At 41.6% G+C, this 26,970-nt stretch carries 30 protein-coding genes and 4 pseudogenes; 28 read left to right on the top strand and 6 right to left on the bottom strand.

The window, feature by feature from the left end; translation table 11 throughout:
- The 4 genes and pseudogenes from D8886_RS10135 to D8886_RS10120 all read left to right on the top strand — a co-directional run.
- Positions 1-105: pseudogene (locus tag D8886_RS10135) on the top strand (IS200/IS605 family transposase); the annotation flags it as partial.
- A gap of 273 nt (positions 106-378) precedes the next feature.
- Positions 379-600, top strand: a complete 222-nt coding sequence (locus tag D8886_RS10130; RefSeq protein ID WP_002899027.1) for a DUF4649 family protein — start codon at positions 379-381, stop codon at positions 598-600.
- An 18-nt stretch (positions 601-618) separates the two neighbouring features.
- On the top strand, positions 619-933 hold the full coding sequence (gene trxA / locus D8886_RS10125) for a thioredoxin (RefSeq protein WP_002927893.1): 315 nt from the start codon (positions 619-621) through the stop codon (positions 931-933).
- Positions 934-1,139: 206 nt separating this feature from the next.
- Positions 1,140-1,499 (top strand): hypothetical protein, encoded by a 360-nt coding sequence (locus D8886_RS10120; RefSeq protein WP_002927892.1) that lies wholly within the window; start codon positions 1,140-1,142, stop codon positions 1,497-1,499.
- 49 nt (positions 1,500-1,548) lie between these two features.
- Here D8886_RS10120 and pepF read toward each other — a convergent pair whose 3' ends face one another.
- Together pepF and D8886_RS10110 are read right to left on the bottom strand one after the other, a co-directional pair.
- The gene (pepF, locus tag D8886_RS10115; RefSeq protein ID WP_125435467.1) at positions 1,549-3,345 is read right to left on the bottom strand and encodes an oligoendopeptidase F; all 1,797 of its coding nucleotides are present in this window, start codon (positions 3,343-3,345) and stop codon (positions 1,549-1,551) included.
- Between the two features lie 115 nt (positions 3,346-3,460).
- Positions 3,461-4,822, bottom strand: coding sequence for an MFS transporter (locus D8886_RS10110; RefSeq protein WP_032913357.1), 1,362 nt, complete (start codon positions 4,820-4,822; stop codon positions 3,461-3,463).
- 537 nt (positions 4,823-5,359) lie between these two features.
- Here D8886_RS10110 and pnp point away from each other — a divergent pair.
- The 8 genes from pnp (at position 5,360) to D8886_RS10070 (ending at position 12,026) form a co-directional block, all read left to right on the top strand.
- Positions 5,360-7,561, top strand: a complete 2,202-nt coding sequence (gene pnp, locus D8886_RS10105) for a polyribonucleotide nucleotidyltransferase (RefSeq protein ID WP_125435465.1) — start codon at positions 5,360-5,362, stop codon at positions 7,559-7,561.
- A gap of 91 nt (positions 7,562-7,652) precedes the next feature.
- Positions 7,653-8,270, top strand: a complete 618-nt coding sequence (cysE, locus tag D8886_RS10100; RefSeq protein ID WP_125435463.1) for a serine O-acetyltransferase — start codon at positions 7,653-7,655, stop codon at positions 8,268-8,270.
- 32 nt (positions 8,271-8,302) lie between these two features.
- The gene (locus D8886_RS10095) at positions 8,303-8,521 is read left to right on the top strand and encodes a YdeI/OmpD-associated family protein (protein ID WP_125435461.1); all 219 of its coding nucleotides are present in this window, start codon (positions 8,303-8,305) and stop codon (positions 8,519-8,521) included.
- Positions 8,522-8,534: 13 nt separating this feature from the next.
- A complete protein-coding gene (locus tag D8886_RS10090; RefSeq protein WP_125435459.1) occupies positions 8,535-9,299 on the top strand; it encodes a nucleoside phosphorylase in 765 nt (254 codons plus the stop codon).
- Positions 9,300-9,307: 8 nt separating this feature from the next.
- A complete protein-coding gene (locus D8886_RS10085) occupies positions 9,308-9,829 on the top strand; it encodes a dihydrofolate reductase family protein (protein ID WP_125435457.1) in 522 nt (173 codons plus the stop codon).
- A gap of 17 nt (positions 9,830-9,846) precedes the next feature.
- Positions 9,847-11,190, top strand: coding sequence for a cysteine--tRNA ligase (gene cysS, locus D8886_RS10080; protein WP_125435455.1), 1,344 nt, complete (start codon positions 9,847-9,849; stop codon positions 11,188-11,190).
- Positions 11,183-11,575, top strand: a complete 393-nt coding sequence (locus D8886_RS10075) for a Mini-ribonuclease 3 (protein WP_125435453.1) — start codon at positions 11,183-11,185, stop codon at positions 11,573-11,575. The genes cysS and D8886_RS10075 overlap by 8 nt, the downstream gene beginning before the upstream one ends.
- Positions 11,576-11,594: 19 nt before the next feature.
- Complete coding sequence (locus D8886_RS10070; RefSeq protein WP_125435451.1) at positions 11,595-12,026, top strand: DUF6892 domain-containing protein; 432 nt, start codon at positions 11,595-11,597, stop codon at positions 12,024-12,026.
- A gap of 1,452 nt (positions 12,027-13,478) precedes the next feature.
- Here D8886_RS10070 and D8886_RS10060 read toward each other — a convergent pair.
- Positions 13,479-14,435 (bottom strand): aromatic acid exporter family protein, encoded by a 957-nt coding sequence (locus D8886_RS10060; RefSeq protein ID WP_125435447.1) that lies wholly within the window; start codon positions 14,433-14,435, stop codon positions 13,479-13,481.
- 152 nt (positions 14,436-14,587) lie between these two features.
- On the opposite strand from D8886_RS10060, the gene rlmB reads away from it, so the two are divergent.
- From rlmB to rpsI, 5 genes are all read left to right on the top strand, one after another.
- Complete coding sequence (rlmB, locus tag D8886_RS10055; RefSeq protein ID WP_002911678.1) at positions 14,588-15,316, top strand: 23S rRNA (guanosine(2251)-2'-O)-methyltransferase RlmB; 729 nt, start codon at positions 14,588-14,590, stop codon at positions 15,314-15,316.
- Complete coding sequence (locus D8886_RS10050) at positions 15,313-15,834, top strand: NYN domain-containing protein (RefSeq protein WP_002902298.1); 522 nt, start codon at positions 15,313-15,315, stop codon at positions 15,832-15,834. Before rlmB ends, D8886_RS10050 begins: the two co-directional genes overlap by 4 nt.
- Complete coding sequence (locus tag D8886_RS10045) at positions 15,824-16,687, top strand: DegV family protein (protein ID WP_002911680.1); 864 nt, start codon at positions 15,824-15,826, stop codon at positions 16,685-16,687. The genes D8886_RS10050 and D8886_RS10045 overlap by 11 nt, the downstream gene beginning before the upstream one ends.
- A 180-nt stretch (positions 16,688-16,867) precedes the next feature.
- Complete coding sequence (gene rplM, locus D8886_RS10040) at positions 16,868-17,314, top strand: 50S ribosomal protein L13 (protein WP_002893769.1); 447 nt, start codon at positions 16,868-16,870, stop codon at positions 17,312-17,314.
- A 19-nt stretch (positions 17,315-17,333) separates the two neighbouring features.
- Positions 17,334-17,726 carry a 30S ribosomal protein S9 gene (gene rpsI, locus D8886_RS10035; RefSeq protein ID WP_002911681.1) on the top strand — a complete coding sequence of 131 codons (393 nt, stop codon included), beginning with the start codon at positions 17,334-17,336 and terminating at the stop codon, positions 17,724-17,726.
- A gap of 109 nt (positions 17,727-17,835) precedes the next feature.
- Here rpsI and D8886_RS10030 read toward each other — a convergent pair whose 3' ends face one another.
- From D8886_RS10030 to D8886_RS10020, 3 genes are all read right to left on the bottom strand, one after another.
- On the bottom strand, positions 17,836-18,057 hold the full coding sequence (locus D8886_RS10030) for a tyrosine-type recombinase/integrase (RefSeq protein ID WP_002893762.1): 222 nt from the start codon (positions 18,055-18,057) through the stop codon (positions 17,836-17,838).
- Between the two features lie 244 nt (positions 18,058-18,301).
- On the bottom strand, positions 18,302-18,910 hold the full coding sequence (locus tag D8886_RS10025; RefSeq protein WP_002893760.1) for a DUF1269 domain-containing protein: 609 nt from the start codon (positions 18,908-18,910) through the stop codon (positions 18,302-18,304).
- A 66-nt stretch (positions 18,911-18,976) separates the two neighbouring features.
- Entirely contained in the window at positions 18,977-19,267 is a 291-nt protein-coding gene (locus tag D8886_RS10020; protein WP_037614148.1) for a hypothetical protein, read from the bottom strand.
- On the opposite strand from D8886_RS10020, the pseudogene D8886_RS11715 reads away from it, so the two are divergent.
- The 11 genes and pseudogenes from D8886_RS11715 to D8886_RS09960 form a co-directional block, all read left to right on the top strand.
- Positions 19,261-19,404 (top strand): annotated as a pseudogene (locus D8886_RS11715) (IS982 family transposase); the annotation flags it as partial. The gene D8886_RS10020 and the pseudogene D8886_RS11715 overlap by 7 nt on opposite strands.
- Before the next feature lie 3 nt (positions 19,405-19,407).
- Positions 19,408-19,741 (top strand): annotated as a pseudogene (locus D8886_RS11835) (diacylglycerol/lipid kinase family protein); the annotation flags it as partial.
- A gap of 148 nt (positions 19,742-19,889) precedes the next feature.
- Positions 19,890-20,480 (top strand): annotated as a pseudogene (locus D8886_RS10010) (IS256 family transposase); the annotation flags it as partial.
- 180 nt (positions 20,481-20,660) lie between these two features.
- Entirely contained in the window at positions 20,661-20,939 is a 279-nt protein-coding gene (locus tag D8886_RS10005; protein WP_002893755.1) for a DUF6110 family protein, read from the top strand.
- Between the two features lies 1 nt (position 20,940).
- On the top strand, positions 20,941-23,004 hold the full coding sequence (locus D8886_RS10000) for a heavy metal translocating P-type ATPase (protein ID WP_125435445.1): 2,064 nt from the start codon (positions 20,941-20,943) through the stop codon (positions 23,002-23,004).
- 299 nt (positions 23,005-23,303) lie between these two features.
- Positions 23,304-23,918: a CadD family cadmium resistance transporter gene (locus D8886_RS09995; protein ID WP_002911684.1), complete on the top strand. Its 615-nt coding sequence runs from the start codon at positions 23,304-23,306 to the stop codon at positions 23,916-23,918.
- A gap of 11 nt (positions 23,919-23,929) precedes the next feature.
- Entirely contained in the window at positions 23,930-24,268 is a 339-nt protein-coding gene (gene cadX / locus D8886_RS09990) for a Cd(II)/Zn(II)-sensing metalloregulatory transcriptional regulator CadX (protein ID WP_000711078.1), read from the top strand.
- 864 nt (positions 24,269-25,132) lie between these two features.
- Complete coding sequence (locus D8886_RS09975; RefSeq protein ID WP_006151097.1) at positions 25,133-25,435, top strand: TMEM175 family protein; 303 nt, start codon at positions 25,133-25,135, stop codon at positions 25,433-25,435.
- Positions 25,360-25,719 carry a hypothetical protein gene (locus tag D8886_RS09970; RefSeq protein WP_000397555.1) on the top strand — a complete coding sequence of 120 codons (360 nt, stop codon included), beginning with the start codon at positions 25,360-25,362 and terminating at the stop codon, positions 25,717-25,719. The genes D8886_RS09975 and D8886_RS09970 overlap by 76 nt, the downstream gene beginning before the upstream one ends.
- Entirely contained in the window at positions 25,716-26,039 is a 324-nt protein-coding gene (locus D8886_RS09965) for a potassium channel family protein (RefSeq protein WP_000825751.1), read from the top strand. Before D8886_RS09970 ends, D8886_RS09965 begins: the two co-directional genes overlap by 4 nt.
- A partial coding sequence (locus tag D8886_RS09960; protein ID WP_142999464.1) for a DUF389 domain-containing protein occupies positions 26,036-26,970 on the top strand: 935 nt, incomplete at its 3' end. The genes D8886_RS09965 and D8886_RS09960, both read left to right, overlap by 4 nt.

Raw genomic sequence — 26,970 nt, 5'->3', positions numbered from 1 at the left:
GCCAAATATATTCGCGAGCAAGAGAAAANTGACATTGCCTTGGATAAGTTAAGTGTCAAAGAGTACGAGGATCCGTTCTCAGATGGTAGTTTTAGAACAAGATAAAAGCCCGTTTTTACGGGCATTAGTCAAGTAATCATAGCATTAACCTGAACGAAGTTCAGCGAACGTCTTTAGACGTCGCTGGAGGGAAACGGCTTATAGCCGATGTACAAGCCACCCGTTTTCACGGGTGGTTATGACTTGTCAGGAAATCGGTGAGTTGCTTGAAAAGCGAAGTGATTTCTCCAAGTCGTTTTATTTGACAGATGTAACCTAAATTATTACAATATAATCATAAAATAAAAATTACAAGAGTAATTTGAAAAAGGAGAGTTTATGATTGAAATTACTTATTTGGATGCTGTCAAGCAGGAGCGGAAGATGACCTTTGAGTCTTATCAGGAGTTTGAACAGTCCCAGCAAGCCTGCTTGATTGGTGTGGCAGATTATTACCCAGTTAAAAAGCTGACTTATAAAGGCCATGATTTGAACTACCAGGGTACTTACGGAGATGTCTTCTTTTTCCTGATGAAGCAGGATTTGACAAAGTTTGACTAAGAATAAAGGAGAAAAATAATGGTAAAAGCAATCACAGATGCAACATTTGAGCAAGAAACAAAAGGCGGCTTGGTGCTGATTGATTTTTGGGCGACTTGGTGCGGACCTTGTCGGATGCAAGGACCAATCTTGGACAAACTGTCTGAAGAGTTGTCAGAAGATGAGCTCAAGATTGTCAAGATGGATGTGGATGAAAATCCAGCTACAGCACGCGCCTTTGGCATCATGTCTATCCCGACCCTGCTCTTTAAAAAAGACGGACAAGTCGTCAAGCAGCTAGCGGGCGTTCATACTGCCCAGCAGATTAAAGCGATTGTGGCAGAATTGGGATAAGGTGAGTGGAAGATTAAATTAGACCTATTTAAAATTGAGGCTGCTCTGGTTATAGAGTGGTCTTTTTTATTGCGATTGTAACAATAAGAAGTCAATTTAAAAAATTTGTTCGAAAATTCACATTTTAAGGTATAATAAGTAGAAGTCTTTTTTTCAATGGGTCTCGTTAGGGAGCCGGGTTATTTAAAAATGATGGGAATGAGGTAATGATTATTATTGAGTTGCTAAAACATCTTTTATTTGTTTTTATGATTTTTACACCATTTGTTGCTCCAGCTGTTTTTTGTTTCTTTGTGGGGTGGATGATTCCTAGAGAGCAGATAACGCAAAAAAGAATCATACTAGTATTAGCCTTGTTGATCCCTGTTTTGCTTTTAATTTCCTATTGTGCTCCTCAGATACTAGGTCTGGTTTTTTGGAGTCTGATTTGGTTTTTCATCGGGTTGCTGCGAATGAAGAATTATACTAAGTTACAGTACTGGACAAGATGGCTTATATTTATCGCTTGTTTTAGTGCCTATATTTTACTTTATCTCCGCTTTTTTGGATCGCTTGATTTTTATTAAACTTAAAAATCAGCTTGAAGTAAATCTTCAAGCTGATTTTGTTTCTTCTTTACTCCCCCAACTCCTCGCTGTATGCAATAATCTGATCAACTGTGTCTGACAAGAACTGAATAGTGTCGCGGAGTGGTTTGTCTGTTGAGATATCCGCTCCGATAATCATAGCAGACTCAAGCGGAGTCTTGCTGCCGCCGGATTTGAGTAGTTCTAGCCAGTCGCGGGCGCCATTTTCGTCATTTTTCAGATGGAGATAACCGGCTGTCGAGATAACTAGTCCAGCTGAGTAGGTGTAGCTATATAAGCCCATGTAGTAGTGGGCTTGACGCATCCAAGTCAGGGCAGCGTCGTCGTCAATCTCAACGGCATCGCCCCAGAAGTCCGTCAAAACTTCTTTCATGATAGCGTTGAGTTTGCTTGCGCCGAAGGTTCCGCCTTCTTCAATCAAAGTATAGACCTTGCGTTGGAAGGCAGCTTCCAGCAAGTGAGTAATGAAATTATGGAAGTAAGTATCTGTCAGACGGTGAGCCAGGGCAAAGCGTTTCTGGCGTGGGTTATCAAATTGGCGTTCCAGATAATCACTGAGCAGGAGCTCATTAAAGGTAGATGGTGCTTCCACATAGTAGGTGGACATGTGGGCGTTGAAATAGCTTTGGTGATTGTCTGAGAAGATAAACTGACCGGAGTGACCGATCTCGTGAATCAGAGTATAGACATCGCTCATACGGCCAGTCCAGCTCATGAGGACATAAGGGTGGACCCGATAAGGATCCGCAGCATAGCCTCCAGAGTCTTTACCGGCATTGGCCGCAAAGTCGACCCAGCGTTCTTCCTTGTAGCGGGCAACTTCTTGACAATACTCTTGTCCGAGTGGCTCGACTGACTTCATGACGAGGTCATAGGCATCATCAATGCTGACTTCAGGATTGAGCTCGCTGTCTAAGTCCAGCTTCCAGTCGGCAAAGGTCATTTTTTCAAGTCCGTTTACCTTGGCGACATGCTTGAGGTATTTCTGGGCTACTGGGGCAAATTCGCTCATAATCAAGTCAATCTGCCGGTCAAACATAGAGCGATCAACTTCTTGCTCTGCCAGTAAGTAATCAAAGACAGAGTCATAGCCCTTCATGTCAGCCAGCAGTTTTTCAGACTTGACCTGAGCCAGATAGGCAGCAGCAGCGGCGTTTTGGTGCTGACGAAGCCCTTCAGAGAAAGAGCGGAAAGCTTTTTCGCGGATTTCTGCATTTTCATGGTTTTGGTAGAAATTCTCATAGGTGACAAAGCTGTTTTTGTAAACTTTGCCGTCTACTTCGAAGTCGGCCATATCAAAGTCGCCGGCCCGCATCTTGGTGTAAATATCCTGTGGACTGTAAAAGACTTCACCTAGATTGGTCAAGGCTTTTTCGACATCCGCTCCCAGATAGTGGGCTTTTTTGATTTTAGCCTGGCGAATGGCTGAGGTCAGATGGGGCTCTTGGCCTAGTCTCTCTAGGACAGACTCATCTGCACCGACCAGAGCGTCGTCAAAGAAGCTGAGTGCGACATTGGCTTCGGTCTCAAACTCCATGGCTGCTTGGGCAATCTGCGCAAAGCTCTCATCACCAAAGTCAGTGGTCTGTGGCATAAAGCCGTAGTTGCCAATGTGGCTGATTTGGATATAAATCTGCTCTAACTCAGCAAATGCCCGCTCAAAATCTTCGAAAGTGCTAAGCTTGCCTTGGTAATTCCGGACGAATTTCTGGATGTCCTCTCTGGCCTTCTCGATGGCTCGGAGGAAGTCCTCTTGGTCTTGGTAAAGGGCCGTTAGGTCCCAGAGTTCATTTTCCGGAAATTCAGAACGATGTTTTTGTTCCATAGTCTACTCCTTTTGTCATATATAGAAATAGTATAGCAAAAAATCCCCCAAAATGTCTTTGGGGGAGAAGGATAAGTCAGTAATTTTTAGCTGTTTATCAGATCGAGGATAAAAGTCAATGTTTCTTTGCGGCAATCCTTTTAAAAAGCAGTAGATAAGACAAGAATACGAAGATAACCAGGCCTAATAGCAGGGTGAAGACGTTTTGAGTTCCTTTTGTCATATTGGGAGCTTGATTGGCGATGACAGCCGTTACTGCAGTACCTATTGCGCCCGCAAAGGTCTGGGCTAGCTGAAAGAGCGCAGTCGTATCTGCAGTCTTTCCTTTATCAACTTGAGTCGTGGCTAGAGCTAGTGTGTTATTGAAGGCCATGTTTCTCCCCAAGGTAAAGCAAATATAAATCGCAATAACAGCTGTTAAGGTGAGTTCTTTTGTGAAGATAAGGAGCAAGAATACAGCAAGGAAAAGAAGTGAATTTCCTGTAAAAAGGGTTGGTTTCGGACCATTTCTATCATAGAGTTTGCCAAAGACAGGAGAGAGGAAGGCTCCAAGCATGGTTCCTGGAAGTAATGCAAAGCCTGCCTGAGCGGTTGAAATGTCTTTTTCTATGACCAGGAAGTTGGGAATCAGAAAATTAGCCGATAGGTTGATAAACTGAAAAATGAAGAAGGGTAAAATAGCCAATAAGACCGTTGGTTGCCTTAAAATCCGAATATCTAAGAATGGATGATCAATCTTCAAGCTCCGATAGATGAAGCAAGCTAGTGGCAGTAGGCAGAGAACTAGATAGAGCCAATCGATATGCCCTTCTTCTAAGCTGGAGATGGCTACAATGGCAAAGACGAGTGAGCTTGCTAAGAGGAGAAATGAGAGGAGATCAAAGGCGCGTTTCCTAGACTTCTCGGAATTTCTTAAAAAGAAAAAGCCAAGAATAAAGGAAATGATTGGGACAGGAAGAATGAAGGTGTAAATCATATGCCAGTCAAAACGACTAATCATAAAGCCACCGTAAGTCGGACCAATTGCTGGTGCTAGGCTGACCACCATACCAGACAAGCCCATGTAGGTTCCAATTTTTTGCTTAGGAACACGCTCAACAATCAAGTTAAAGAGCAAAGGAATGGCTAATCCAGTAGCTCCTCCTTGCAGGATTCTCCCTATCATCAAGATGGGAAAGCTTGGAGCCAACATGGCAATCAGAGTTCCCAAGCAAAAGTTAGCCAAAGCAGTAAAGAGGATAGTTCTCTCTTTCCAATTGTGGGCTAAGGTTGCTCCTAAAGTAATCGTAATGGCCACTGCTAGTAAATACCCTGTTGTAATCCATTGCAGCGTTCCTAATCCTAACCCAAAGACCTTGCTTAGATGCGGGAAGGTCACATTCATACTGGTTTCAGATAAGATACCTGCAAAGCTGACTAAGGCTGTCGCAAGGAGCGAGAAAAAATCTTTCTTTTCAACTGTTTGATGTTCTGGCACGATTGTCTCCTTTACATGTTCGAAATGAGTCACTGTATTTATTATAAAGCAAGAAGTCCTCTTTGAAAAGTGAATAATGGCTATACCGCCATCTTATTTGACGAATCGAAAGGGAAAAAACGAACTCTGACAGCCAACTATAATCAGCTATAGAAAAGAAAAATAGATTTTCAGTACTTTTCTAGAAAAAAGCCATTTCCAGCCTTTTTCTTTTGCCTGAAATTGTGGTAAAATAAGGTCTGTACGTGCTTGATACAAAGATGAGGATATAATAAACTACTAAGACCATGATATTAAAGCTAAAATGCTGAGAAGGTTAGTTGTCGGCTGTGATTATGCTATGAGTTTTTGACGGTCTTAGTATCTTGAGAATTGAACACGCCTACAACTCTGTGGAAAAAGATAAATCTATCTAGGAGCAGTCGCTCCGTCGCTCGCTTTCCTATTTTCCTTTGAGTTGCTTAACGGCTTAGTATCTTGATCTTTGTAGCCAAGGCGTATGAAAAAATTTGAGCATGTGCTCGGCAAGGAGTCTTTATGACAAAACAAGTTTTTAAAACCGTTTTTGCAGGTCGTGAGCTGGTAGTTGAAACCGGTCAGGTTGCAAAACAGGCAAATGGCAGCGCCGTTGTTCGATATGGAGAAAGTACCGTTTTAACTGCGGCAACCATGTCCAAAAAGATGGCTACGGGAGACTTTTTCCCATTGCAGGTCAACTATGAGGAAAAAATGTATGCGGCTGGGAAATACCCTGGCGGCTTTAACAAGCGTGAAGGCCGTCCATCGACAGATGCGACTTTGACAGCGCGCTTGATTGACCGCCCGATTCGCCCTATGTTTGCGGAAGGCTTCCGCAATGAAGTTCAGGTTATCAATACTGTTCTTTCTTATGACGAAGATGCTTCGCCTCAAATGGCTGCGATGTTTGGTAGCTCTCTGGCTCTTTCTATCTCAGATATTCCTTTTAATGGTCCTATCGCAGGAGTTCAGGTTGGCTATGTAGATGGTGAATTCATCATCAACCCTAGCAAGGAACAAAAAGAAGTTTCACTTTTGGAACTGACAGTGGCTGGTACCAAAGATGCTATCAACATGGTAGAGTCTGGAGCCAAGGAACTTTCTGAAGATATCATGCTGGAAGCTCTTCTCAAAGGGCACGAAGCGGTTAAAGAATTGATCGCCTTCCAGGAAGAAATTGTCGCAGCAGTCGGCAAGGAAAAAGCAGAAGTAGAATTGCTGCATGTTGATGAAGAGCTGCAGGCAGAGATTGTCGCAGCCTACAATAGTGATTTGCAAAAGGCTGTTCAGGTAGAAGAAAAGCTGGCGCGCGAAGCAGCAACCCAGGCTGTCAAAGACCAAGTCACTGCAGTCTACGAAGAAAAATATGCAGACCACGAGGAGTTCGACCGTATCATGCGTGATGTGGCTGAAATCTTGGAGCAAATGGAGCATGCGGAAGTGCGTCGTTTGATTACCGAAGATAAGGTCCGTCCTGACGGTCGTAAGGTTGATGAAATCCGTCCGCTGGATGCGGAAGTGGATTACCTGCCGCGCGTGCATGGTTCTGGTCTCTTTACTCGCGGGCAAACCCAAGCCTTGTCTGTTCTGACTCTGGCACCAATGGGCGAAACGCAAATTGTGGACGGCTTGGATCCGGAATACAAGAAACGCTTCATGCACCATTATAACTTCCCGCAATATTCTGTCGGTGAGACAGGCCGTTATGGGGCTCCTGGTCGTCGTGAAATCGGACACGGTGCTCTTGGGGAACGTGCCTTGGAGCAAGTCTTGCCTAGCTTGGAAGAGTTTCCTTACGCTATCCGTCTGGTAGCAGAAGTCTTGGAGTCAAACGGTTCTTCTTCACAGGCCTCTATTTGTGCGGGCACTTTGGCTCTGATGGCCGGTGGTGTACCTATTAAGGCACCGGTTGCCGGAATTGCCATGGGCTTGATTTCAGATGGCAGCAACTATACGGTTCTGACGGACATTCAAGGTTTGGAAGACCATTTTGGCGATATGGACTTTAAGGTAGCTGGTACCCGTGAAGGGATTACCGCCCTGCAGATGGATATCAAGATTGAAGGAATTACAGCGGAGATCTTAACAGAAGCTCTGGCTCAAGCTAGGAAAGCCCGCTTTGAAATTCTGGACTTGATTGAAGCAACGATTCCAGCTCCACGTCCTGAGTTGGCTCCAACTGCTCCGAAAATTGATACCATCAAGATTGATGTGGACAAGATTAAGATTGTCATCGGAAAAGGTGGGGAAACCATTGACAAGATTATCGCTGAAACCGGTGTTAAGATTGATATAGATGAAGAGGGCAATGTATCCATCTACTCTAGCGACCAAGACGCGATCAATCGTGCCAAGGAAATCATTGCCGGCTTGGTCCGCGAAGCAAAAGTGGATGAAGTTTACCATGCCAAGGTTGTTCGGATTGAGAAATTCGGTGCTTTTGTCAATCTCTTTGACAAGACGGATGCACTGGTTCACATCTCAGAGCTGGCTTGGACTCGGACCAATAATGTAGAGGACGTTGTACAAATCGGCGATGAAGTGGATGTCAAGGTTATCAAGATTGATGCCAAAGGCCGGGTAGATGCTTCCATGAAAGTATTGCTGCCGCGTCCGCCAAAGTCTGATAAGCCAAAACATCATCATGACAAGGGACATCATCCACACAAGGAGCACAAAAGTCACAAAGACCATCAAGAAAGCCCTAAAACAGAAGAATAAGAGGTCGCTCATCCCTGTAGACCTCATCAGAAATCGGCAGAGGCGAGCCTAGTTCTCGTCTCTCCTTGTTTAGAGAAGGAAGGAGGCTAGCATGGGTTGGTGGAAGGAATCCATTGATATTGTAAAAGAAAATGACCCGGCGGCACGAACGTCGCTGGAAGTCTTACTAACCTATCCGGGCATCAAAGCTTTGGCGGCCCACCGCCTCTCGCATTTTTTGTGGCGGCACGGTTTCAAGCTACTGGCGCGCATGCATAGTCAATTCTGGCGTTTCTGGACCCAGATTGAGATTCATCCTGGCGCTCAGATTGACTCGGGTGTCTTCATTGACCATGGCAGTGGTCTGGTGATTGGAGAGACAGCCATTGTGGAGAAAGGGGCCATGCTTTACCACGGTGTGACCCTGGGCGGTACGGGAAAGGATACAGGCAAACGTCATCCGACTGTGCGTCGGGGTGCCTTGGTCTCTGCCCATGCCCAAGTTATTGGACCAATTGAAATTGGTGAAAAAGCCAAGGTCGGAGCCGGTGCAGTTGTCGTGGCTGATGTGCCAAGTGATGTGACGGTGGTCGGGGTTCCGGCCAAGATTGTCCGTGTTCACGGTGAGAAAGATGAGCCAACCATTCACGAGGTAGAGGAGAAACGTGAATACTATCTAGACAAGCTAGAGCATGCCCGCGAAGCCAGTCACCATTCATCAAGTCTTTAGAAAAGGTTGGCAAAGTTATCGAAGTAAAACATATGACAGGAGGAACCGACATGTCAGATTTATCAGATGCTATTTTGAACCAGGTAGTCCTTGAACTAAAAGAAGGCTTGGACGGTCCTGCCAAGGAGCGTTTTACCAAACTCCCGCCCAGCCACCAGCGCGAATGGGCTTGCTATATCAGTGAAGCCAAAAAAGATGAGACCAAGCTGCGCCGCATAGAAAAGATGAAGGTGGATTTGCTGAAGCCTTAAAGAAAGAGAAGTTATGCTATTAGAGGAATTTGAGGATGTAGCAGCAGTCATTGAGCCAACTGAAAAGCCAGTCCATGACAAGGGTGAGGTGTGCGAAACCATCATCCTATCCTTTAACGGGGAAATTCTGAAACGTTTGATTGAGTCAGAGGAAGTCTATCCAGGAGGCTATTTGAAAAGCATAAACGGACAGCATCCATGGTATATTTATGACCAAGGAACTAGCAAGCTAGCAGTTATGTTGGCTCCAATTGGGGCTCCCATGATAGTTGGCCAGCTGGAGGAGTTAGCGGCCAGAGGCTTCACGAATTTCATCATTTTAGGTTCCTGTGGCGTTTTGGATCACTCAATTGAGGCGGATAAAATCATCCTGCCTGCGGCTGCATTGCGAGATGAAGGAACTAGCTATCACTATGCCCTACCGGGTGACGAAGTAGCCTATGACGAGTCTCTGCTGATTGAGCTGGAAGCCATCTTTGACAAGCACGATATCGAGCATATCCGCACTAAGTCTTGGACGACTGATGCCTTTTATCGGGAAACGCCTGATAAGGTCAAGCGTCGCTTAGCTGCTGGAGCCCAAGTGGTGGATATGGAAGCTTCAGCTATCATGGCTTGGAGTCAATTTCGCAAGAGTAAAGTCTATCAGTTCTTCTACACAGCTGACTATGTGGATCATCATAACCGAACCTGGGATGCCCGCCATGAAGAGCGGACAGCTGATGCCATGACTTTTTTCACTATCGCTTTGACAATAGCAAAGGAACTAGAAAGGTAACTACAAGAATGGCAGTATATTTTTACGGCTGTATCACCATGGATGGCTACTTGGCAGACAGCCAGCACAGGATAGACTGGCTGCATCAGCTTGGTTCTGTAGAGGATACAGGCTATGATGACTTTTACAGGCAAATGGATATCACCATCATGGGCAAGCGGACCTTTGAGGAAATCCAAGATTTGCAAGATGTAGAAAGTTTTTATCAAGCTACGGAAAACTATGTCTTTACGCATGATAGGCACCTGCCTGTCAGCAATTACCAGCCATTAGCTGGGGATGTGGTGGAGTTTGTTCACCAGATTGACAAAGGCAAAAATGTCTTTGTGATTGGTGGTAATTCCTTGGTAGGACCGCTCTTGGATGCGGATCTTTTCGACCACCTCATTATTCAGATAGCGCCCCTTATCCTAGGAAAGGGGGTTCCCCTCTTTACCCAAGAGGAAGGGCAGCGCTTTTACCAACTGGATAGCCTCAGACAATTTGGCCCTTTTGCAGAGCTGGTTTTCAGGCGAAAAAGTCAGAAATAGAGAAGGGAGTGGACCGCATGATTAAAATTTACGACACCATGACCCGCAGCCTACGTGAATTTGTGCCCATTGAAGAGGGCAAGGTTCGCATGTATGTCTGCGGTCCGACGGTTTATAACTATATCCATGTCGGCAATGCCCGCTCAACAGTAGCTTTTGACACAGTTCGTCGCTATTTTGAGTATCGGGGATTTGAGGTCAATTATATTTCCAATTTTACAGATGTAGATGATAAGATTATCCATCGCGCCAAGAAAGAAGGCATCACACCAAAAGAAGTGGCGGACAAGTATATCGCGGCTTTTCGTGAGGATGTATCAGCTTTGGGTGTTAAGCCGGCTACTCAGCATCCGCGCGTGATTGACTTTATGGAGGCAATCATTGATTTTGTGCAGACTTTGGTGGACAAGGGCTACGCCTATGAGTCAGAAGGCGATGTTTATTTCCGAGTGGAAAAATCTCACAATTATGCCAAACTAGCCAATAAAACCTTGGCTGACTTGGAGTTGGGTGCTTCTGGTCGGACAGATGAGGAGACTGCTCGTAAGGAAAATCCAGTTGACTTTGCTCTCTGGAAAGCAGCTAAGCCGGGCGAGATTTCCTGGGACAGTCCTTGGGGAGCTGGTCGTCCGGGCTGGCACATCGAGTGCTCGGTCATGTCAACGGAGATCTTGGGTGATACTATTGATATCCACGGTGGTGGGGCAGACCTAGAGTTTCCTCACCATACCAATGAAATCGCCCAGTCAGAGGCCAAGACTGGTCAGACCTTTGCCAACTACTGGATGCACAATGGCTTTGTCAACATCGATGACGTCAAGATGTCCAAATCTCTAGGCAATTTTATCACCGTCCATGATGCCCTCAAGACTATTGATGGTCAGGTACTGCGTTTCTTCTTTGCTACCCAGCATTATCGTAAGCCCATTAATTTCACGGAAAAAGCTGTTCATGATGCAGCGACTAATCTCAAGTATTTGAAGAATACCTATGAGCAGCCTTTCACGGGTCAGGCAGACTCTGCTCAGCTTCAGGCCTTTCTGGACAAGTTCACAGCTGCAATGGACGAAGATTTTAATGCGGCTAATGGTATCACGGTTGTCTTCGAGCTGGCTAAGTGGATCAACTCTGGTAACTACACCGCTGAAGTTAAGGCAGCCTTTGCAAAGCTCTTAGAAGTTTTTGGTATCGTCTTCGTAGAAGAAGTTTTGGACGCGGACATTGAGCGCTTGATTGAGGAACGCCAAGAAGCGCGGGCTAATCGAGATTTTGCGACAGCAGACCGTATTCGAGATGAATTGGCCGCTCAGGGTATCAAGCTTTTGGATACTAAGGATGGAGTGAGGTGGACACGTGACTGATGTCAACCTGATTAACGGTATTGCTCTCGCCTTTGAGGGAGATGCTGTCTACTCCATGTATATTCGGCGCCACCTGATTTTTCAAGGTCTGACCAAGCCCAATCAGCTGCATAGGGAAGCGACCAAGTACGTTTCTGCCAAGGCTCAGGCTAATCTCATCTCTCTCATGCTGGAAGAAGGGATCCTGACGGAAAAGGAAGAGGATATCTACAAGCGCGGCCGCAATGCTAACAGCCACACCAAGGCTAAGAATACGGACATCGTCACCTACCGGATGTCTACCGGCTTTGAGGCAGTCATGGGTTACCTGCATATGACCGAAGCCATTGAGCGACTGGAAGAGATGATTGACTGGTGTATTCGGAAGATAGAGGGTTCGTTCTGATTATGAAAGGAACCAATTTATGAGTGATTTCTTACAATTTGACAATTTTAATTTCAAGTTGGCTATTATTCAGGAGTTGATGTATGAACAAAACGTGCTTGAGCCACGATTTAACGTTTACAGTTTTTGTGAATCTGAGAAATTATCTATAGATCCAGAAGACTTCGATGAAACACCAATTCCTGAAGTAGAGGCCTATTTCGAACGGTTGGAAATACCTAAAGAGTATGCGCAGAATGTGGAAAGCCTCTTCTTTGATGGAGGTAATGATATCTATGCGCAATTAATCCCTTTATGGGATGGTGAAGATGATCAATTTGATTTGGAAAATGTGAGTGAAAAAGAGCTATCACAGTTTTCGAATTTAAAAACCATAGACGGAACAATCTTTCCATTTTCTAAAGAAGTACGTGATTTATTTGAATCCAAAGGAATTGATATCGAAGAGTAAGTATTAAAAAGTTGGTTTTCTATATGAACTATAATAATCAGGAAAGGAAGCTTGAGCATTATTTCAGTAAACTTTAAGATGTTCAAGGAGTGAGCAAATATAGGTAGGAATGATTCTGTATCTAATATATGAAGAAAGCAATATTCTCTGATTACACTTTATCTCAGTAGATTTCGACTCCTACAGAATATTCGTGATATAATTACATTGAACAAGAGGAGATTTCTATGTTTGGAATGTGAAATGTTTTAAAATATATAGAACCAAGTTCAAGTGATTGTGCTTTGTAGAAATAAGGAGTAGAAATAGTGCGTATTTGGAATGTTTGTTGGAGTTGGATTCAGAGTAATTTTAAAGAGCTTATTTTGCCAATAATTATTTGTGGAATTCTTGTTAGTTTTTTAGGAAATTTTTTATGGCAAACATATATAGAATATAAAGATATAAACAAAACGCTTCGAGTAAAAAGCGTATCAATTGAAAATGTTCCGTTTATATTAAACGGAAATGTTTTAGGAGATGATATACTTCCAGAGCAAAAGTATAATTTTTCTAATTATATTCAAAACACACTAAAAGTTCAAAACGATAAGCAAAATAGGATTATTGTGGATGAGATTAAGTTAACAAACGTTCAAGTTGATGAAACGTATTCTTTTACCGATATTTTAGTGCATTATGGTTTAAATACTAATTCAGAAAGCCAGCCATTTAAAGTATTTGTTTTTAATAATGGCAATTCAAAAGATGCCTCTGCAAGATATCAGATTGATTTTATAAAATATAATTATAATACGAAGAAATCGGTTAATATTCTATCTAATACATCTGATGTGATCTTGGATGGAGGAGATATTAAGGAGTTGTTTAAAAAAGAGCTTCAATCTTCTGAAATAATGGCAGCTTTTGNAGACTATACTGAAGGTGATAATTTACAAATTAATATTAGGGACTTAAATAGCGGGAAAAAAGAACCTACGGTTCATATTTCATATGATAATAAAACAAAACGTTTTAATATTAGTGCAGGATCTTCAGGTCCATCGAACGATACAACTAGAATTCCTAAGTTCAATATTTCTAGCCCATATAAAACAGAATATACTAAGAAAATTGCAATGGAGGTTGATTCAGGTGAATCAACCATACCATTTCATTTGTTATTTGATAAAACTGTACGAGTAGAATATGATATAGAAATTAAGTCGGATGGTAATAAAGTAGAGTGGACATCAGGAAAGCGACATCAAATTGTGGCAATCCACATGCCGGTTTATAAAATAAATAAAAGTAATTTGTATGGAATGATTTATTTATATTGTGAGGAGTATAAATTATCAAATTCAACATTTGAAGAAGTAAAAAGTAAAGATAAAAAATTAATTTACACTGTGGATAATACTATCGAAGATTATAATCTATATGAAAAAAACTAGCTGTCCTCCATGGCAGCTAGTCTTCTTTATAATTCTCGTAAAATTCTACCTTAATCCTAATAAAGGTCTCCAAGTCCCGCAGGAGCTGAAGGAGCGTAGCGCGGGTTTCAAATTCCTGGCGAGTTTTAGGAAGTGGCCGTTTTCGAAAGACAGCCAGATATTCCTCGATTTCATCCAGCAAATCATGGCCTGGATTTGCTTGACTTAACTGTTTGGCTGTTTTTAAAAAGAGTTTAGCCAATATGAAGCTTTCGCTAGCTGCTAGGCGGCAGGTATTGATATTACCGGCCATATCCAGCAAGATACGATTCTGAGCTCTTCGCATTTCAAAATAGTGGATATGGTAGTTGGTCTGGTGAAAGAGGTGGTTGGAGTGATCCAGATAGACCAGCTGCAAGGCCTGCTGCAGAACCTTATCCAGCTCCTTGATCAGCGCTGCATCATTTCGGCCGTCTCCAGCTTTTAAGAAATATTCAAAGCGCAGCAAAATCTTTTTCAGCTGTTCCTCCACTTGCCCATGGTAGCTATCGATCTCTTGCTGGCGCGAGGGCATATAGAGATTGGCAAGGAGAGCAAAGCCAGTTCCAATGAGAAATAGAGCTAGTTCATTTCCAAGGAGTGACCAGGAGGTGGATTTTTCTAAGAGCAGATGGGTGACGAGGACGGTACTAGGTGTAATGCCGATTTCCCAGCCAAGGCGAAAGGCCAGAGGCACATAGACTACGATATAGATGGCCAATGCTCCGAGATGAAAACCTAGAAAGTGAAAAGCCAGGCTTCCGATAGCCAGAGCCAGCAGGGTAGATAAAAAGCGATTGCCAGCTAGCTTTGCAGTGCTGCGGCGGGTATCGGTCACGCTGAGGATAGCAATAATTCCAGCTGAAGTTGAGTAGGCCAGACCTAAAAAGTCAGCCAGCCAAGCAGCTAGACAGGTAGCTAGTACCAGCTTGATGGTGCGTTGGAGGAGAGACATGAGTAAGAGTTTCCTTTTTTAGACTTCTTTCTATTATAGCATGACAGACGGGGAATCTTAGGGGCTGCTGATTGCTTTTTATCAGAGCAGAATTCTGTCTCGCCCGAGTAAATCCTGCCGCCATTTTTTCGCCTTTGTGTTATACTAGTCCTATGGAAAAAAACGATATTGTCTACGGTGTGCATGCGGTGACAGAGGCTCTCGCAGCTAACACTGGAAATAAACTCTACATTCAAGACGACCTGCGTGGTAAAAAGGTCGACAAAATCAAAGATTTAGCAGCAGAAAAGAAGGTTTCTATCTCATGGACGCCTAAGAAAACCTTGCAGGAGATGACTGATGGAGCTGTTCACCAGGGCTTTGTCCTGCGGGTGGCGGAGTTCGCCTATACTGACTTCGAGGTGCTGTTGAAAAAAGCAGAGCAGGAAGACAATCCGCTCTTGCTGATTTTGGATGGGCTGACTGACCCGCATAATCTGGGCTCTATCTTACGGACGGCTGACGCGACCAATGTAGCGGGAGTCATCATTCCCAAGCACCGGGCAGTCGGTGTGACACCAGTCGTGGCCAAGACTTCAACGGGTGCCATTGAGCATATTCCTATTGCCCGTGTGACTAATCTCAGCCAGACTCTGGACAAGCTCAAGGAAGCTGGTTTCTGGATTTTCGGTACAGATATGCAGGGGACGCCTTCTCATAAGTGGAATACAGCAGGCAAGCTGGCCCTCATCATCGGCAACGAAGCTAAGGGGATCTCAAGCAATATTAAAAAGCAAGTGGACGAGATGATTTCCATTCCCATGAATGGGCATGTTCAGAGCCTCAATGCCAGTGTCGCAGCGGCTATTCTCATGTATGAAGTATTTCGCAATCGCCTATGAAAAGAAAAATCTTACTGGTGGACGGTTACAATATGACGGCCTTTTGGCGGGAGACTCGTCCTTACTTTAACCGCGGAGAACTAGATGCCGCACGAACGATTCTGCTTCAGAAGCTCAGTAATTATGCCAGTTTTGAAGGACTGGAAGTTATCTGCGTCTTTGATGCCCAGTATATGCCGGGAGTTCGGCAGACCTACGAGGAGTTTAATGTGACGGTCGTTTTCACTGAAGAGGAGGAAACGGCGGATGACTATATCGAGCGCTTGGCAGCTGAGCTCAATACACCCAAAAATCAGGTGTCAGTTGCGACTAGCGATCTCAATGAGCAGTGGACTGTCTTCGCCCAAGGAGCTTTGAGAGTTTCCGCTAGAGAGCTAGAGAAGCGAGTGGCTGTTACCAAATCAGACCTCAATAAACTGAGCGGACAAATCAACCTGCAAAGACCGCCCTTGCGACCGATGGACAGCCAATCTTTGCGTGATTTACAAAAAATGATGGAGAAAAAAGATGACCTTTAAAATTTTAACCGATTCAACAGCAGACCTGCCAGAAAACTGGACCCAGGAAAATGATGTTCAGGTCCTAGGCCTGACCATTCAGCTAGATGGCCAAACTTATGAGACAGTTGGCGCAGGCAAGCTGACCAGCCAAGAACTTCTGGATAAGATGGAGTCCGGCAGTAAGCCGACTACCAGTCAGATCAATGTCGGCCAGTTTGAAGATGTTTTTCGTAGCTATGCCAAGGAAGAGACACCAGTTCTCTATGTAGCCTTTGCTTCAGCCCTGTCAGGTACTTATCAGAGTGCTGTCATGGCACGGGAGATAGTCTTGGAAGATTTTCCAGGTGCACTGATTCGCATCATTGATACCAAGGCGGCTTCTATGGGGGAAGGACTTTTAGTCATGAAAGCGGCAGAAGCTAGAGCGGCAGGCCAGACCTTGGAGCAGACAGCAGACTTGATTGAGAGCTTGGTGCCTAAGGTCAAGACATATTTTCTGGTTGATGACCTCAATCATCTCATGCGGGGTGGTCGGATTTCCAAAACTGCTGCGCTTATGGGGAGCTTGGTCAATATCAAGCCGATTATCGCTGTCAAGGGAGATGGGACTCTGGACTCGGTCGCTAAGGTTCGCGGCAAGAAGAAGGCACAGGCTGAAGTTGTCCGCATGACTCTGGAGGGAGTTGCTGACCCGCGGGTGGTTATTGCCTATGCAGGTGCCAAAGAAGTTGCTGAGAGTCTAAAAGCCCAGCTGCTGGAAAGCGACCAAGTAGAGGAAGTTCTCCTCATGCCTCTGGGACCTGTCATTTCTACCCATACTGGTCCTGGAACTTTGGGACTCTTTAGTATTGCCCAAGACATTCAAGACTAAGAAAACATGAAATCGCTATTTCATAAATAATTGCTTCAAATCTATTGCTTTTGCCTACTATTTTTGATATGATAGTAGGCGGTATTGTTTACCCCATTTGTAAGGCCCCGGAACCTTTCAAATAACTCGCGGACCGGAACATCCGCCCTGTAAACAAAAACGATATTCATAGGAGAAATCATGAACAAAACAACATACATGGCTAAGCCAGGTGAAGTTGAACGCAAATGGTATGTAGTGGACGCTACTGATGTCCCTCTTGGACGCCTTTCTGCTGTTGTAGCAAGCGTACTTCGCGGAAAAAACAAACCAACCTTTACACCACACACTGATACAGGTGACTTCGTAATCGTTATCAACGCTGAAAAAGTAAAATTGACTGGTAAAAAAGCGACTGATAAGATCTACTACACTCACTCTATGTACCCAGGTGGATTGAAACAAATCTCAGCAGGTGAGCTTCGCTCTAAGAACGCTGTTCGTTTGATCGAAAAATCAGTTAAAGGTATGCTTCCGCACAATACTCTTGGCCGCGCTCAAGGTATGAAGCTGAAAGTATTTGTAGGCGCTGAGCACACTCACGCTGCACAACAACCAGAAGTTCTTGATATTTCAGGACTTATCTAAGGAAAGGAACAAATAAGCTATGTCACAAGCACAATATGCAGGTACTGGACGTCGTAAAAACGCTGTTGCACGCGTTCGCCTTGTTCCAGGAACTGGTAAAATCACTGTAAACAAAAAAGATGTTGAAGAGTACATCCCACACGCTGACCTTCGCTTGGTTATCAACCAACCATTCGTAGTTACTTCAACTGTTGGTCAATACGACGTTTTCGTAAACGTTGATGGTGGTGGCTACGCTGGTCAATCAGGCGCTATCCGTCACGGTATCGCTCGTGCCCTTCTTCAAGTAGACCCTGACTTCCGCGATTCATTGAAACGCGCAGGCCTTCTTACTCGTGATGCCCGCATGGTAGAACGTAAGAAACCAGGTCTTAAGAAAGCTCGTAAAGCATCACAATTCTCAAAACGTTAATCAATACGATTATATCAACGTTTACAGACATTCAAGAATTATTTCTTGGATGTCTTTTTTGTTTCAAAAAATCAAAGTTCACCCCAAAATTCACCCCATATTCACCCCATCAATTTTTTAAACTACGAAAAGCAATATCACCTACAGTCTGATTGACTTTATCTTTGATATTAACGTAAGTTTTTGTAATCTCTTTATCACTATGAGTAAGAGCTTCTGAGAAGGCTTCAAGAGAAACACCTGCTTGTTTAGCAAGAGTAGCACCAGTATGTCTTAGTTTGTGTGGTGATGCTGGTGCTAATTCGGGATGTCTTCGTCTGACTGATTTCATCTTGATAAAACTTAAAATTTTTCTAATTATAACGAAGCATAGTCAAAAAGCTATGACCTCTATATTCACAAAAAAATCCAGACCAATACTAGTCCAGATTTCTTGTCTATTAAACATTCTTTTCAAAGAATGGAAGAACGGCTGTAACGGCTTTGTCAACGCAATTATTTAACTGTGAGAATCCGACGCACATAAATTTTAAATGGTGTCTCAGTCACATTTAAATTTATGAGACGCTTAGACGTTAGGCTTTCAATTTGTCAAATTTTGCTTTGACATTTGCCTTGAATTCTTCAAGTTTAGCCTTGCGTTCGGCTTTACGTTCAGCCTTCATTTGTGCACGTGCCTGGTTGTAGAGGTCTTCTTGGACTTGCAGAGCTGCTTCGATTTCGGCTACGACGGTTGCTACATCCCAACGCACGATTTGGGTGTCGTACTTGGTGAAGTAAGCATCGATGACTGCTTCGTTGTTTTCTTGCACCAAGGCGACAACGGCTGTTTCGCCGTCGATCAATTTTTGAGACACAACGTCAATCAAGCCAGCTTCTGCCGTATCAACGGTATCACCAGCAGCCAAACCATAGAGGCTGCCAATACCATAACCAAACAAGACGCCGATAGGACCACCCAAAAGCCCGATAACTGCACCGAGCAAGCCACCTTCTAGGGTTGCATCCGTCGTTGAATCTTCAAAGTCATAGCGTTCTTTTTCAACGATGTGACCGTTTTCATTTTTGACCAAGGCGATTTGAGCAACCTTGGTCGTCTGAGTTTGGCGGAAAGCCTTCAAATCCGCAAAGGACTGATAAGCTTCGCTTTCAGTGTTAAAGACTGAAACTACTAGGTTTTCCATAGTTAGTACCTCTTTTCTAAATATATACGTTCATTATAATACAGTTTCAATCACTTTTCAATCATTTTAGTGCGACATTTTAATTGATATGTCGCGTTTATCAGCGTCAAAGAACAGTTTCAGGCAGCGGTATATCTTTGCCATATCCCAGCCCAGACACTCTGGCGACTCTGAGTGATTATCAAGAAAGGCGTCCAGCAACATCTTAAAGCCTCCCGTGCAAAAAGTAAATAAATAGTGTTTTTCCTGTATGCCTGTCACACGGCTAAAAGACCGCTTGACCAAATCTTCCAGAAAATTATAGCAGATATTATGTACCAGCTCTGTGTAGCGAGTCTGATGAGCGTGCCGAATCACATCGACACTTTTATAGAATCTGCCAACTGTTTCCTTATGGTCGAATCCTTGAAAGAAGTCGCTTTATTCGTCGGTCAAGACAATTAATTTGGCTGGTGCAACTGATTCGCCAAGCTATGAACAAGCAATTATTACCTTTTGAAAGCAAAAATGGCAATTATGAAGGTGAAGCTACTCAGGTCTTAGTTCTTCTATCCAATTACTATGCAGACAAAAAACTATTTGATGAAAATACAGATGAATATGGAAATATCTTGATTTTAAAGGATTCATCCATCATTTCTAAATTATCGGCTATCCCAGATTTATTAAAAAGGGGATCTAGTAGGTAACAATAATATCGAATATATCAAAGTACGCAATATTAGGATTTCTTCAGAGGTTGAGTTAGAGTCAGATGTTGATGGGGATAAGTCGGATAATCTGCCAATAGATATAAAAATACTAGAAAACAGGCTTGAAAAAGGCTCGTAAAGCTAGCCAGTTCTCTAAACGTTAATTCGTTGCTGGACAGCAGAATACAAACGAAAACACTTTGCATCTTGCAAGGTGTTTTTTTCTATGAGAACTGGCGGTGCGCAATTAGGATAGCTCTAGCGACTTTAGTCGCATAGAGATATGCTATGCACAGTTGCCTCAAGAAAACAATGCTTCTTGGTCCACCCTGTTAGACAAGCTTCAAAACCAAGGAATCCAACAGATTTCTCTTGTAGTTACAGATGGCTTTAAGGGGCTTGAGCAGATTATCAGTCAGGCTCACCCATTAGCTAAACAACAATGTTGCTTAATTCATATTAGTCGAAATCTAGCTAGTAAAGTGAAACGAGCAGATAGAGCGGTTATTCTGGGGCAATTTATAATGATTTATCGTGCTGAAAATTTAGAAATGGCAGGACAAGCTTTAGAGGACTTTCTCGCCGAATGGAAACCAAAGTATAGGAAAGTCATGGAAAGTCTGGAGAAGACGGATAATCTTTTAACTTTTTATCAGTTTCCCTACCAGATTTGGCACAGCATGTATTCGACAAACCTCATTGAGTCTCTTAACAAAGAAATCAAACATCAAACGAAAAAGAAGGTTCTTTTTCCTAATGAGGAGGCTCTGGAACGTTACTTAGTTACGTTGTTTGAAGATTATAATTTCAAGCAAAGTCAACGAATCCATAAAGGGTTTGGTCAATGTTCTGATACACTTGAAAGCTTATTTAATTAACACTCCGTAACTCTACTTAAGTGTTTACACATAATTATTGACAGTATCAAAAAATAAAGTATATTGTTTTCATCATAATATAATTAAATATCAGTATAGAGAATTTTATCTATATATCAGATATCAGCAATTGCTTTTGCTGTCATTTTTCGCTACAATAGTTACAAGGAGGAAATAAACATGTTAAAAGAAGTATTAAACGTCGCAAAAGTTGCGAAAAAATCATCTCTCTTCTTAGGAGGGGTAGCATTTGGGACGCTTGGCTTGAAAGTCTTAGCAAGTAAAGAAGCTAAGAAAGGCTATTCTAAGGCCTTGGCTAAAGCTTACAAATTGAAAGATGGACTGGATGCATCTGTTTCTGTTGTAAAACAACACGGTGATGATGTTTTACAAGACGCTAAATATTTATACGAACAGGAAAAGAAAGAAGAACAATTAGATAGCCTGACAGGTGAATAATATGTCTTTTAAAGTGCTACACAGAGGATATCAACATATCCGATTATCGTCCTCGTTTTCACTGACCTTGGATATTCAAGATTATCTTCGTTCCTTGGCTAAAGATGAAAAAGGGATCGACTCTATTCAGTTTTATATGGATCAGCAGCACTTTACTCTACGTATGAAAGAAGGCTTCTCTGTATTAGAAAATGCAGAGGCCTTTTTAAAAAAAATTGACAAGGGGAAAGTTTCGGACTTGATGACTCTTCCCATTCGTAGAGAAGAGAGTGCTTATTCAATTGTATCGGGTGCAGCGATTAAGCGTTTGCTGTTTCGAAGTTTTGTACCCTACCCTATTCGTTATATTTGGACTTGTTATCAGGCTTTGGGTTATGTCAAAGAAGCCTATCAAACTTTAGCGCGCAAGGAACTAACCATGGAGGTCTTGGACTGTTCGGCCATTTTGTTGTCCTTGTTTATGAACCAATCCAAGACAGCTAGCAACATCATGTTTATGCTTGATTTGGGTAATCATCTGGATCAGTGGTCTTTAAAAAAAACAGCAACAGATTTGGAACAAAGCCTTCTTGCTAAAGAAAGTGATGTTTTCTTAGTGCGGGGAGACATGGTCATCAGCATCAAGAGTTCTGATGTTCAAGTAGGTGATGTATTAGTTGTCTCCCAAGGGAATGAAATCTTGTTTGACGGCCAAGTGGTTTCAGGATTAGGCATGGTCAATGAGAGTTCCTTGACTGGAGAGAGCTTCCCTGTTGAAAAGAAAGAGGGAGATTCTGTATGTGCGAATACTGTTTTGGTAACAGGAGAGTTAAGAATTCGTGTGACTGATAATCAGATAAACAGTCGTATTTTGCAACTCATCAATCTGATGAAAAAATCTGAAGAGAGTAAGAAGACAAAACAACGTCATTTTATTAGGATGGCAGACAAGGTTGTAAAATATAACTTCTTAGGTGCTGGTTTGACTTATCTGTTAACAGGTTCGTTTTCAAAAGCCATTTCCTTTTTATTGGTGGATTTTTCATGTGCTCTAAAAATATCCACACCTGTAGCCTACCTTACGGCCATAAAGGAAGGTCTAAATCGAGAAATGGTTATTAAAGATGGTGATGTATTAGAAAAATATCTGGAAGTGGATACTTTCTTGTTTGATAAAACGGGTACCATCACGACGAGTTATCCTTTGGTTGAAAAGGTTCTTCCTTTCGGAGATTATACTGAGAAAGATATTTTAAGAATAAGTGCATGTTTGGAGGAACATATCTATCATCCTATTGCCAATGCAATTGTTAAACAAGCTGAAATTGAAGGCATTGAACACGAAGAAATGCATGGCAAGCTTCAGTATGTTGCAAGCAAAGGGATTAAATCGCAAATTGATGGTCAATCGGTTGTCATTGGAAATTATGTACTAATGCAAGACGAACAGGTAAGAATTAGTTCTGAGCAGCTGGCCTTGATTGAGCAATATAAGACTCATTACAATTTATTGTTTTTGGCTTATAAGAAAGAATTAATTGGGATGTTTTGTATCCACACTCCCTTGAGAAGCGAGGCGAAAGTTGCATTGAAAAAGCTAAAGCGCCAAGGGAAAAAACTGATTCTGGCAACTGGTGATACGTTGGCTAGAACAGAAGAGTTGGTTAAAGATCTGCCATTTGACAACGTTTATACTGATTTAAAACCAGATGGTAAGTTTCAGTTGGTTCAGGAATTACAGAAAGCTGGCCGAACTATTTTGATGGTTGGAGACGGGTTAAACGACTCTGCTGCCTTGACGCTTGCAGATATTGGGGTTGTGATGAATGAAAGTGCTGATATTTCTAAGCAGATGAGTGATATTTTATTATTAGATAATCGTTTAGATTTCTTCGAGGAATTGAATTCTTTATCTGAATCGTTGCAGAAATTAATTCAAAGAAATATTCAAGAAACAGTTGTAATAAATGGAAGTTTAATTGGATTTGGGTTGTTAAATTGGTTAAGCCCATCTAATCTTTCGATATTGCACAATCTGACTACTTTAAGAATCGTCCTTCGTAGTCTTTCTATTAAAACTAGGTAAGAGACCGAGAAGCTGAGGTTATAAAAACTAAAAGGAGTTGTCTCATTTGAGAATAACGGCTCTTTGTCAACTGTAGTGGGTTGATGGAAAATTATACCCTGGAGAGGACCAAATTGGTTCTCTCCTTTTAAATATTGAAAAAACCATTGGCAGTGGACATACTTTAAGACTATATATTTCTGAAACTAGTTTCACAATACAAATATTGACATGCAATTATTAATTGGTGGATTTGAAGTTGACATCTACAAAGGTTAATGTTAGAATACATTCAAAAATATATTTGAATGAGGTGTTTTATGATTCAAAATATTGTTACTTCAATAATCCTGTATTCTGGGACAGCCGTAGACTTACTTATTATCCTAATGTTATTTTTTGCCAAAAGAAAAAGCAGAAAGGACATCATTAACATCTATTTAGGACAATTTCTAGGCTCTGTTAGTCTAATATTCCTAAGTTTGCTTTTTGCATTTGTCTTAAATTATATTCCTAGTAAAGAGATTTTAGGTTTACTCGGTTTGATTCCAATTTTCCTAGGCCTCAAAGTTTTGCTTTTAGGAGATTCTGATGGAGAAGCTATTGCAAAAGATGGTTTGCGAAAAGACAATAAAAACCTGATTTTTCTAGTCGCTATGATTACTTTTGCAAGTTGTGGCGCTGATAATATTGGTGTCTTTGTCCCATATTTTACCACCTTAAATTTAGCGAATTTGATAGTGACTTTACTTACTTTTCTAGTCATGATTTATCTCTTGGTTTTTTCTGCCCAAAAATTAGCACAAGTCCCTTCTGTTGGAGAAACTTTGGAAAAATATAGTAGATGGTTTATTGCCGTTGTCTATTTAGGATTGGGGATGTATATCCTGATTGAAAACAACAGCTTTGACATGCTATGGGCTGTGTTAGGCTAGGAGAAAAAATTATGAAAAAAGATAGTATCTGTCAAGTGGATGTTATAAATCAACAAAATGTTACAACCGCAACGAACTACCTTGAAAAGGAAAAAGTCCAAAAATCACTTCGCATTTTATCAAAATTTACCGATAATAAACAGATAAATATCATCTTTTATCTCCTTGCCGTCGAAGAACTCTGTGTCTGCGATATAGCCTGTTTATTAAATCTCAGTATGGCATCTGCCTCCCACCATCTTCGTAAACTAGCCAATCAAAACATCTTGGACACTAGAAGAGAGGGGAAAATTATATATTATTTTATAAAGGATGAGGAAATCAGAGATTTTTTTAATCAACTAGGATAACAACTATTTTTACTACTTTTCCATGATTATAGGGAGATTATAATCGTTGTTGTTTCAACGGTAGCAAACTGGTTTTTACATAAAGTAATTGATAAACCCAATATAGATCAGAAAGAATTACTTGAAGCTACCGCACAATATAGAAAGTTATTGATACCTGACCTAATAATTAAAGGAGTGGGATTGATTCTATCCTTAATTGTCTATCCTCCGATTATGATGTATAGTGTTTTAATTGCGGCATTTTATATCATAACTTTAAAAACACTATCTGAAAAAAGAGTGAATAACTAAAAAAATGGTGATCAAAGTTAGGTGTATTATTTTAATGCTTACAGACCTAAACTATTCCCCTATTTATAATCTATTGATTCATATTTTATGAAATTAATCAGTAGATATCGTTCTGAAAAGCCTTGATAATACGCTGTTTTTAGTCCAACTGAAACCCATACTTTCCAAACCAGGCTTGAAAAAAGCTCGTAAAGCATCACAATTTAGTAAACGTTAAAACTTATTTAAACTTATTGAAAGCATTTCGTATCAAAAATACGGGATGCTTTTTCTGTTCACCCCAAATTTTTGTAACTAGGTGATACTTGAAATTAATACAAATTTGGTTGTTTTTGATAAATCTAAGCAACACTACATGATGAAGTGAAAGGGGATGAATCTTTGATAGTATTCACTTATTGTGAAATATGATATATTTATTAATTAGATGGATGAATACTTCTAGAGTTAAATATAGTATAATAGGGACATACTTTTTGGTTTATTTTTGTTTGTAGTCGGATTATGAAAGAATATCCAATATTATGCGATAAGATAGAATGTTACAAAAAAGAAAGGGGATGCAATCCGATGAAGAAAGACAGATTAATTGTATTGACAGATGCTGTTCTAGCAATTATTATGACCATCTTGGTTTTAGAGTTAGAAAAACCAACAACACCAAGTCTTGAAGCTTTTTGGGATTTACGGCAAAATTTCTTTGCTTGTTTTCTTTCCTTTTTCTGGTTGGGATCGTTATGGATGGCACTAAACACATTATGGGAAAAGGTTGAGAAAATTTCCTCAGAAATTATTTGGTGGAATTTGTTTCTACTCTTGGAGCGGCAGGAGTTCTCTTTGGAGAATTTCATGCCATCCAAGATACCAGTCTGAATGATGTGGTGGACCGGATCTATATAAATGTCAAGGATTTACCGTTTCAGTCCTTGGGAGCTTTAGCTAATATCCTGTCTGATATTAAGAAGGGACTGATTCAAGACAGTCATATCTGGTCTTTCTTCCAGTCATTTTTCAAACAATATCAGTTGATAATCAGCTTAAATCAGATCTATCAGTTTGTCTATCTTTCTCTGATGGAGATCATGTCCTATCTTCACTTTGATTATTGGAAAAAAACGGCTCGGTCAGGAGCTAGTATGAATAAGGAGAACAAATGAAACGTTTAAAAATGTTATGGCATATTATGCAGGTTACGGGTTTTACTCGGTTTGCTCTGAGTTTTGTGACCTTTGTTTTTGGGTCAGGAGGCGTGCTTTTCCTAGTTGAACCTGCTATCACAAATTACGGAGACGGTCTTTGGTATGCTTTTGTGACTTCGACGACTGTCGGCTACGGGGATCTCCTAGCTGTGACCTTGATTGGAAGGATTACCAGTGTCTTCTTGACGATTTATGGGCTCATATTTTTTGGCTGTTTATCAGCTGTTATTTTTAATTATTATACCAATTTAAATAAGGAAAGAGGAGAGGACAAATGACTGCCAATTATTCAACACGGGAATACCGTGAGAAATTATACGATGACCTTCATGTTCGATTGAGAGATACAGCGATTTTGATGTGTGCAATTTTTATTGCCTCTATCGGACTAAATATGAATTCAACAGCTGTCATTATAGGAGCCATGTTGATTTCACCTCTCATGACACCGATTGTTGGACTGGGATTCGGTTTAGCTATTTTTGATACGCGTTTAATCAAGCAATCTCTAGAGGTTTTATTGACTCAAGTGTTGGTCAGTTTGCTTGTCTCGACTCTGTATTTCTGGATTTCTCCCTTGTCTTATGCAAGTAGCGAGTTGATTGCACGAACCTCTCCAACCATTTGGGATGTCCTCATTGCTATTGCTGGTGGGATTGCTGGTGTGATCGGTTCAAGGAAAAAAGAAGCAAACAATATCGTGCCAGGAGTAGCCATTGCTACAGCTCTGATGCCGCCTATCTGTACTGCTGGCTATGGTTTAGCTAATGGGAATGTACGATTTTTATTGGGGGCTCTCTATCTTTTCTTGATCAACTGTGTCTTTATCATGCTAGCCAACATTGTTGGAACAAGAATTTTGATGAGAAAATCTCCTTTAACTTCATTTAAAGAGCTGAGCATTAAAATGAGAATTGGCTTGATATCTTTGATTGTATTGTTGATTCTTCCAGCTAGCTATTCGGCAGTTACTCTGACAATAGAACAAGCGCGCAAAGAAGGGATCAAACAGTTTGTAGGAAAAGAGTTCGCCAATTATACGGTTATTAATCAAGTCTACAAGTCAAGTAACAATGAATTGGTCTTGACGGTTGTTGGAGATCCGATTTCAGAAGAAGAATTAGAAACACTCCACCAAAAACAAGCCTCTTACGGTATTCAATCTGTTCAATTGAAAGTGAATCAAGTTCAGAACTCGCCAACATACAT

Origin of the sequence: Streptococcus sanguinis, assembly GCF_003943655.1 — a bacterium.
Lineage (GTDB): Bacteria > Bacillota > Bacilli > Lactobacillales > Streptococcaceae > Streptococcus > Streptococcus sanguinis_F.
The sequence above is the reverse complement of the archived record's forward strand: the minus strand, read 5'-3'. Positions and strand labels throughout refer to the sequence as shown.

Coding starts and splice junctions, on each gene's coding strand:
- D8886_RS10130 (WP_002899027.1), top strand. CDS start 379: ATGATTGAAATTACTTATTTGGATGCTGTCAAGCAGGAGCGGAAGATG.
- trxA (WP_002927893.1), top strand. CDS start 619: ATGGTAAAAGCAATCACAGATGCAACATTTGAGCAAGAAACAAAAGGC.
- D8886_RS10120 (WP_002927892.1), top strand. CDS start 1,140: ATGATTATTATTGAGTTGCTAAAACATCTTTTATTTGTTTTTATGATT.
- pepF (WP_125435467.1), bottom strand. CDS start 3,345: ATGGAACAAAAACATCGTTCTGAATTTCCGGAAAATGAACTCTGGGAC.
- pnp (WP_125435465.1), top strand. CDS start 5,360: ATGACAAAACAAGTTTTTAAAACCGTTTTTGCAGGTCGTGAGCTGGTA.
- cysE (WP_125435463.1), top strand. CDS start 7,653: ATGGGTTGGTGGAAGGAATCCATTGATATTGTAAAAGAAAATGACCCG.
- D8886_RS10095 (WP_125435461.1), top strand. CDS start 8,303: ATGACAGGAGGAACCGACATGTCAGATTTATCAGATGCTATTTTGAAC.
- D8886_RS10090 (WP_125435459.1), top strand. CDS start 8,535: ATGCTATTAGAGGAATTTGAGGATGTAGCAGCAGTCATTGAGCCAACT.
- D8886_RS10085 (WP_125435457.1), top strand. CDS start 9,308: ATGGCAGTATATTTTTACGGCTGTATCACCATGGATGGCTACTTGGCA.
- cysS (WP_125435455.1), top strand. CDS start 9,847: ATGATTAAAATTTACGACACCATGACCCGCAGCCTACGTGAATTTGTG.
- D8886_RS10070 (WP_125435451.1), top strand. CDS start 11,595: ATGAGTGATTTCTTACAATTTGACAATTTTAATTTCAAGTTGGCTATT.
- D8886_RS10060 (WP_125435447.1), bottom strand. CDS start 14,435: ATGTCTCTCCTCCAACGCACCATCAAGCTGGTACTAGCTACCTGTCTA.
- rlmB (WP_002911678.1), top strand. CDS start 14,588: ATGGAAAAAAACGATATTGTCTACGGTGTGCATGCGGTGACAGAGGCT.
- D8886_RS10050 (WP_002902298.1), top strand. CDS start 15,313: ATGAAAAGAAAAATCTTACTGGTGGACGGTTACAATATGACGGCCTTT.
- D8886_RS10045 (WP_002911680.1), top strand. CDS start 15,824: ATGACCTTTAAAATTTTAACCGATTCAACAGCAGACCTGCCAGAAAAC.
- rplM (WP_002893769.1), top strand. CDS start 16,868: ATGAACAAAACAACATACATGGCTAAGCCAGGTGAAGTTGAACGCAAA.
- rpsI (WP_002911681.1), top strand. CDS start 17,334: ATGTCACAAGCACAATATGCAGGTACTGGACGTCGTAAAAACGCTGTT.
- D8886_RS10030 (WP_002893762.1), bottom strand. CDS start 18,057: ATGAAATCAGTCAGACGAAGACATCCCGAATTAGCACCAGCATCACCA.
- D8886_RS10025 (WP_002893760.1), bottom strand. CDS start 18,910: ATGGAAAACCTAGTAGTTTCAGTCTTTAACACTGAAAGCGAAGCTTAT.
- D8886_RS10005 (WP_002893755.1), top strand. CDS start 20,661: ATGTTAAAAGAAGTATTAAACGTCGCAAAAGTTGCGAAAAAATCATCT.
- D8886_RS10000 (WP_125435445.1), top strand. CDS start 20,941: ATGTCTTTTAAAGTGCTACACAGAGGATATCAACATATCCGATTATCG.
- D8886_RS09995 (WP_002911684.1), top strand. CDS start 23,304: ATGATTCAAAATATTGTTACTTCAATAATCCTGTATTCTGGGACAGCC.
- cadX (WP_000711078.1), top strand. CDS start 23,930: ATGAAAAAAGATAGTATCTGTCAAGTGGATGTTATAAATCAACAAAAT.
- D8886_RS09975 (WP_006151097.1), top strand. CDS start 25,133: ATGAAGAAAGACAGATTAATTGTATTGACAGATGCTGTTCTAGCAATT.
- D8886_RS09965 (WP_000825751.1), top strand. CDS start 25,716: ATGAAACGTTTAAAAATGTTATGGCATATTATGCAGGTTACGGGTTTT.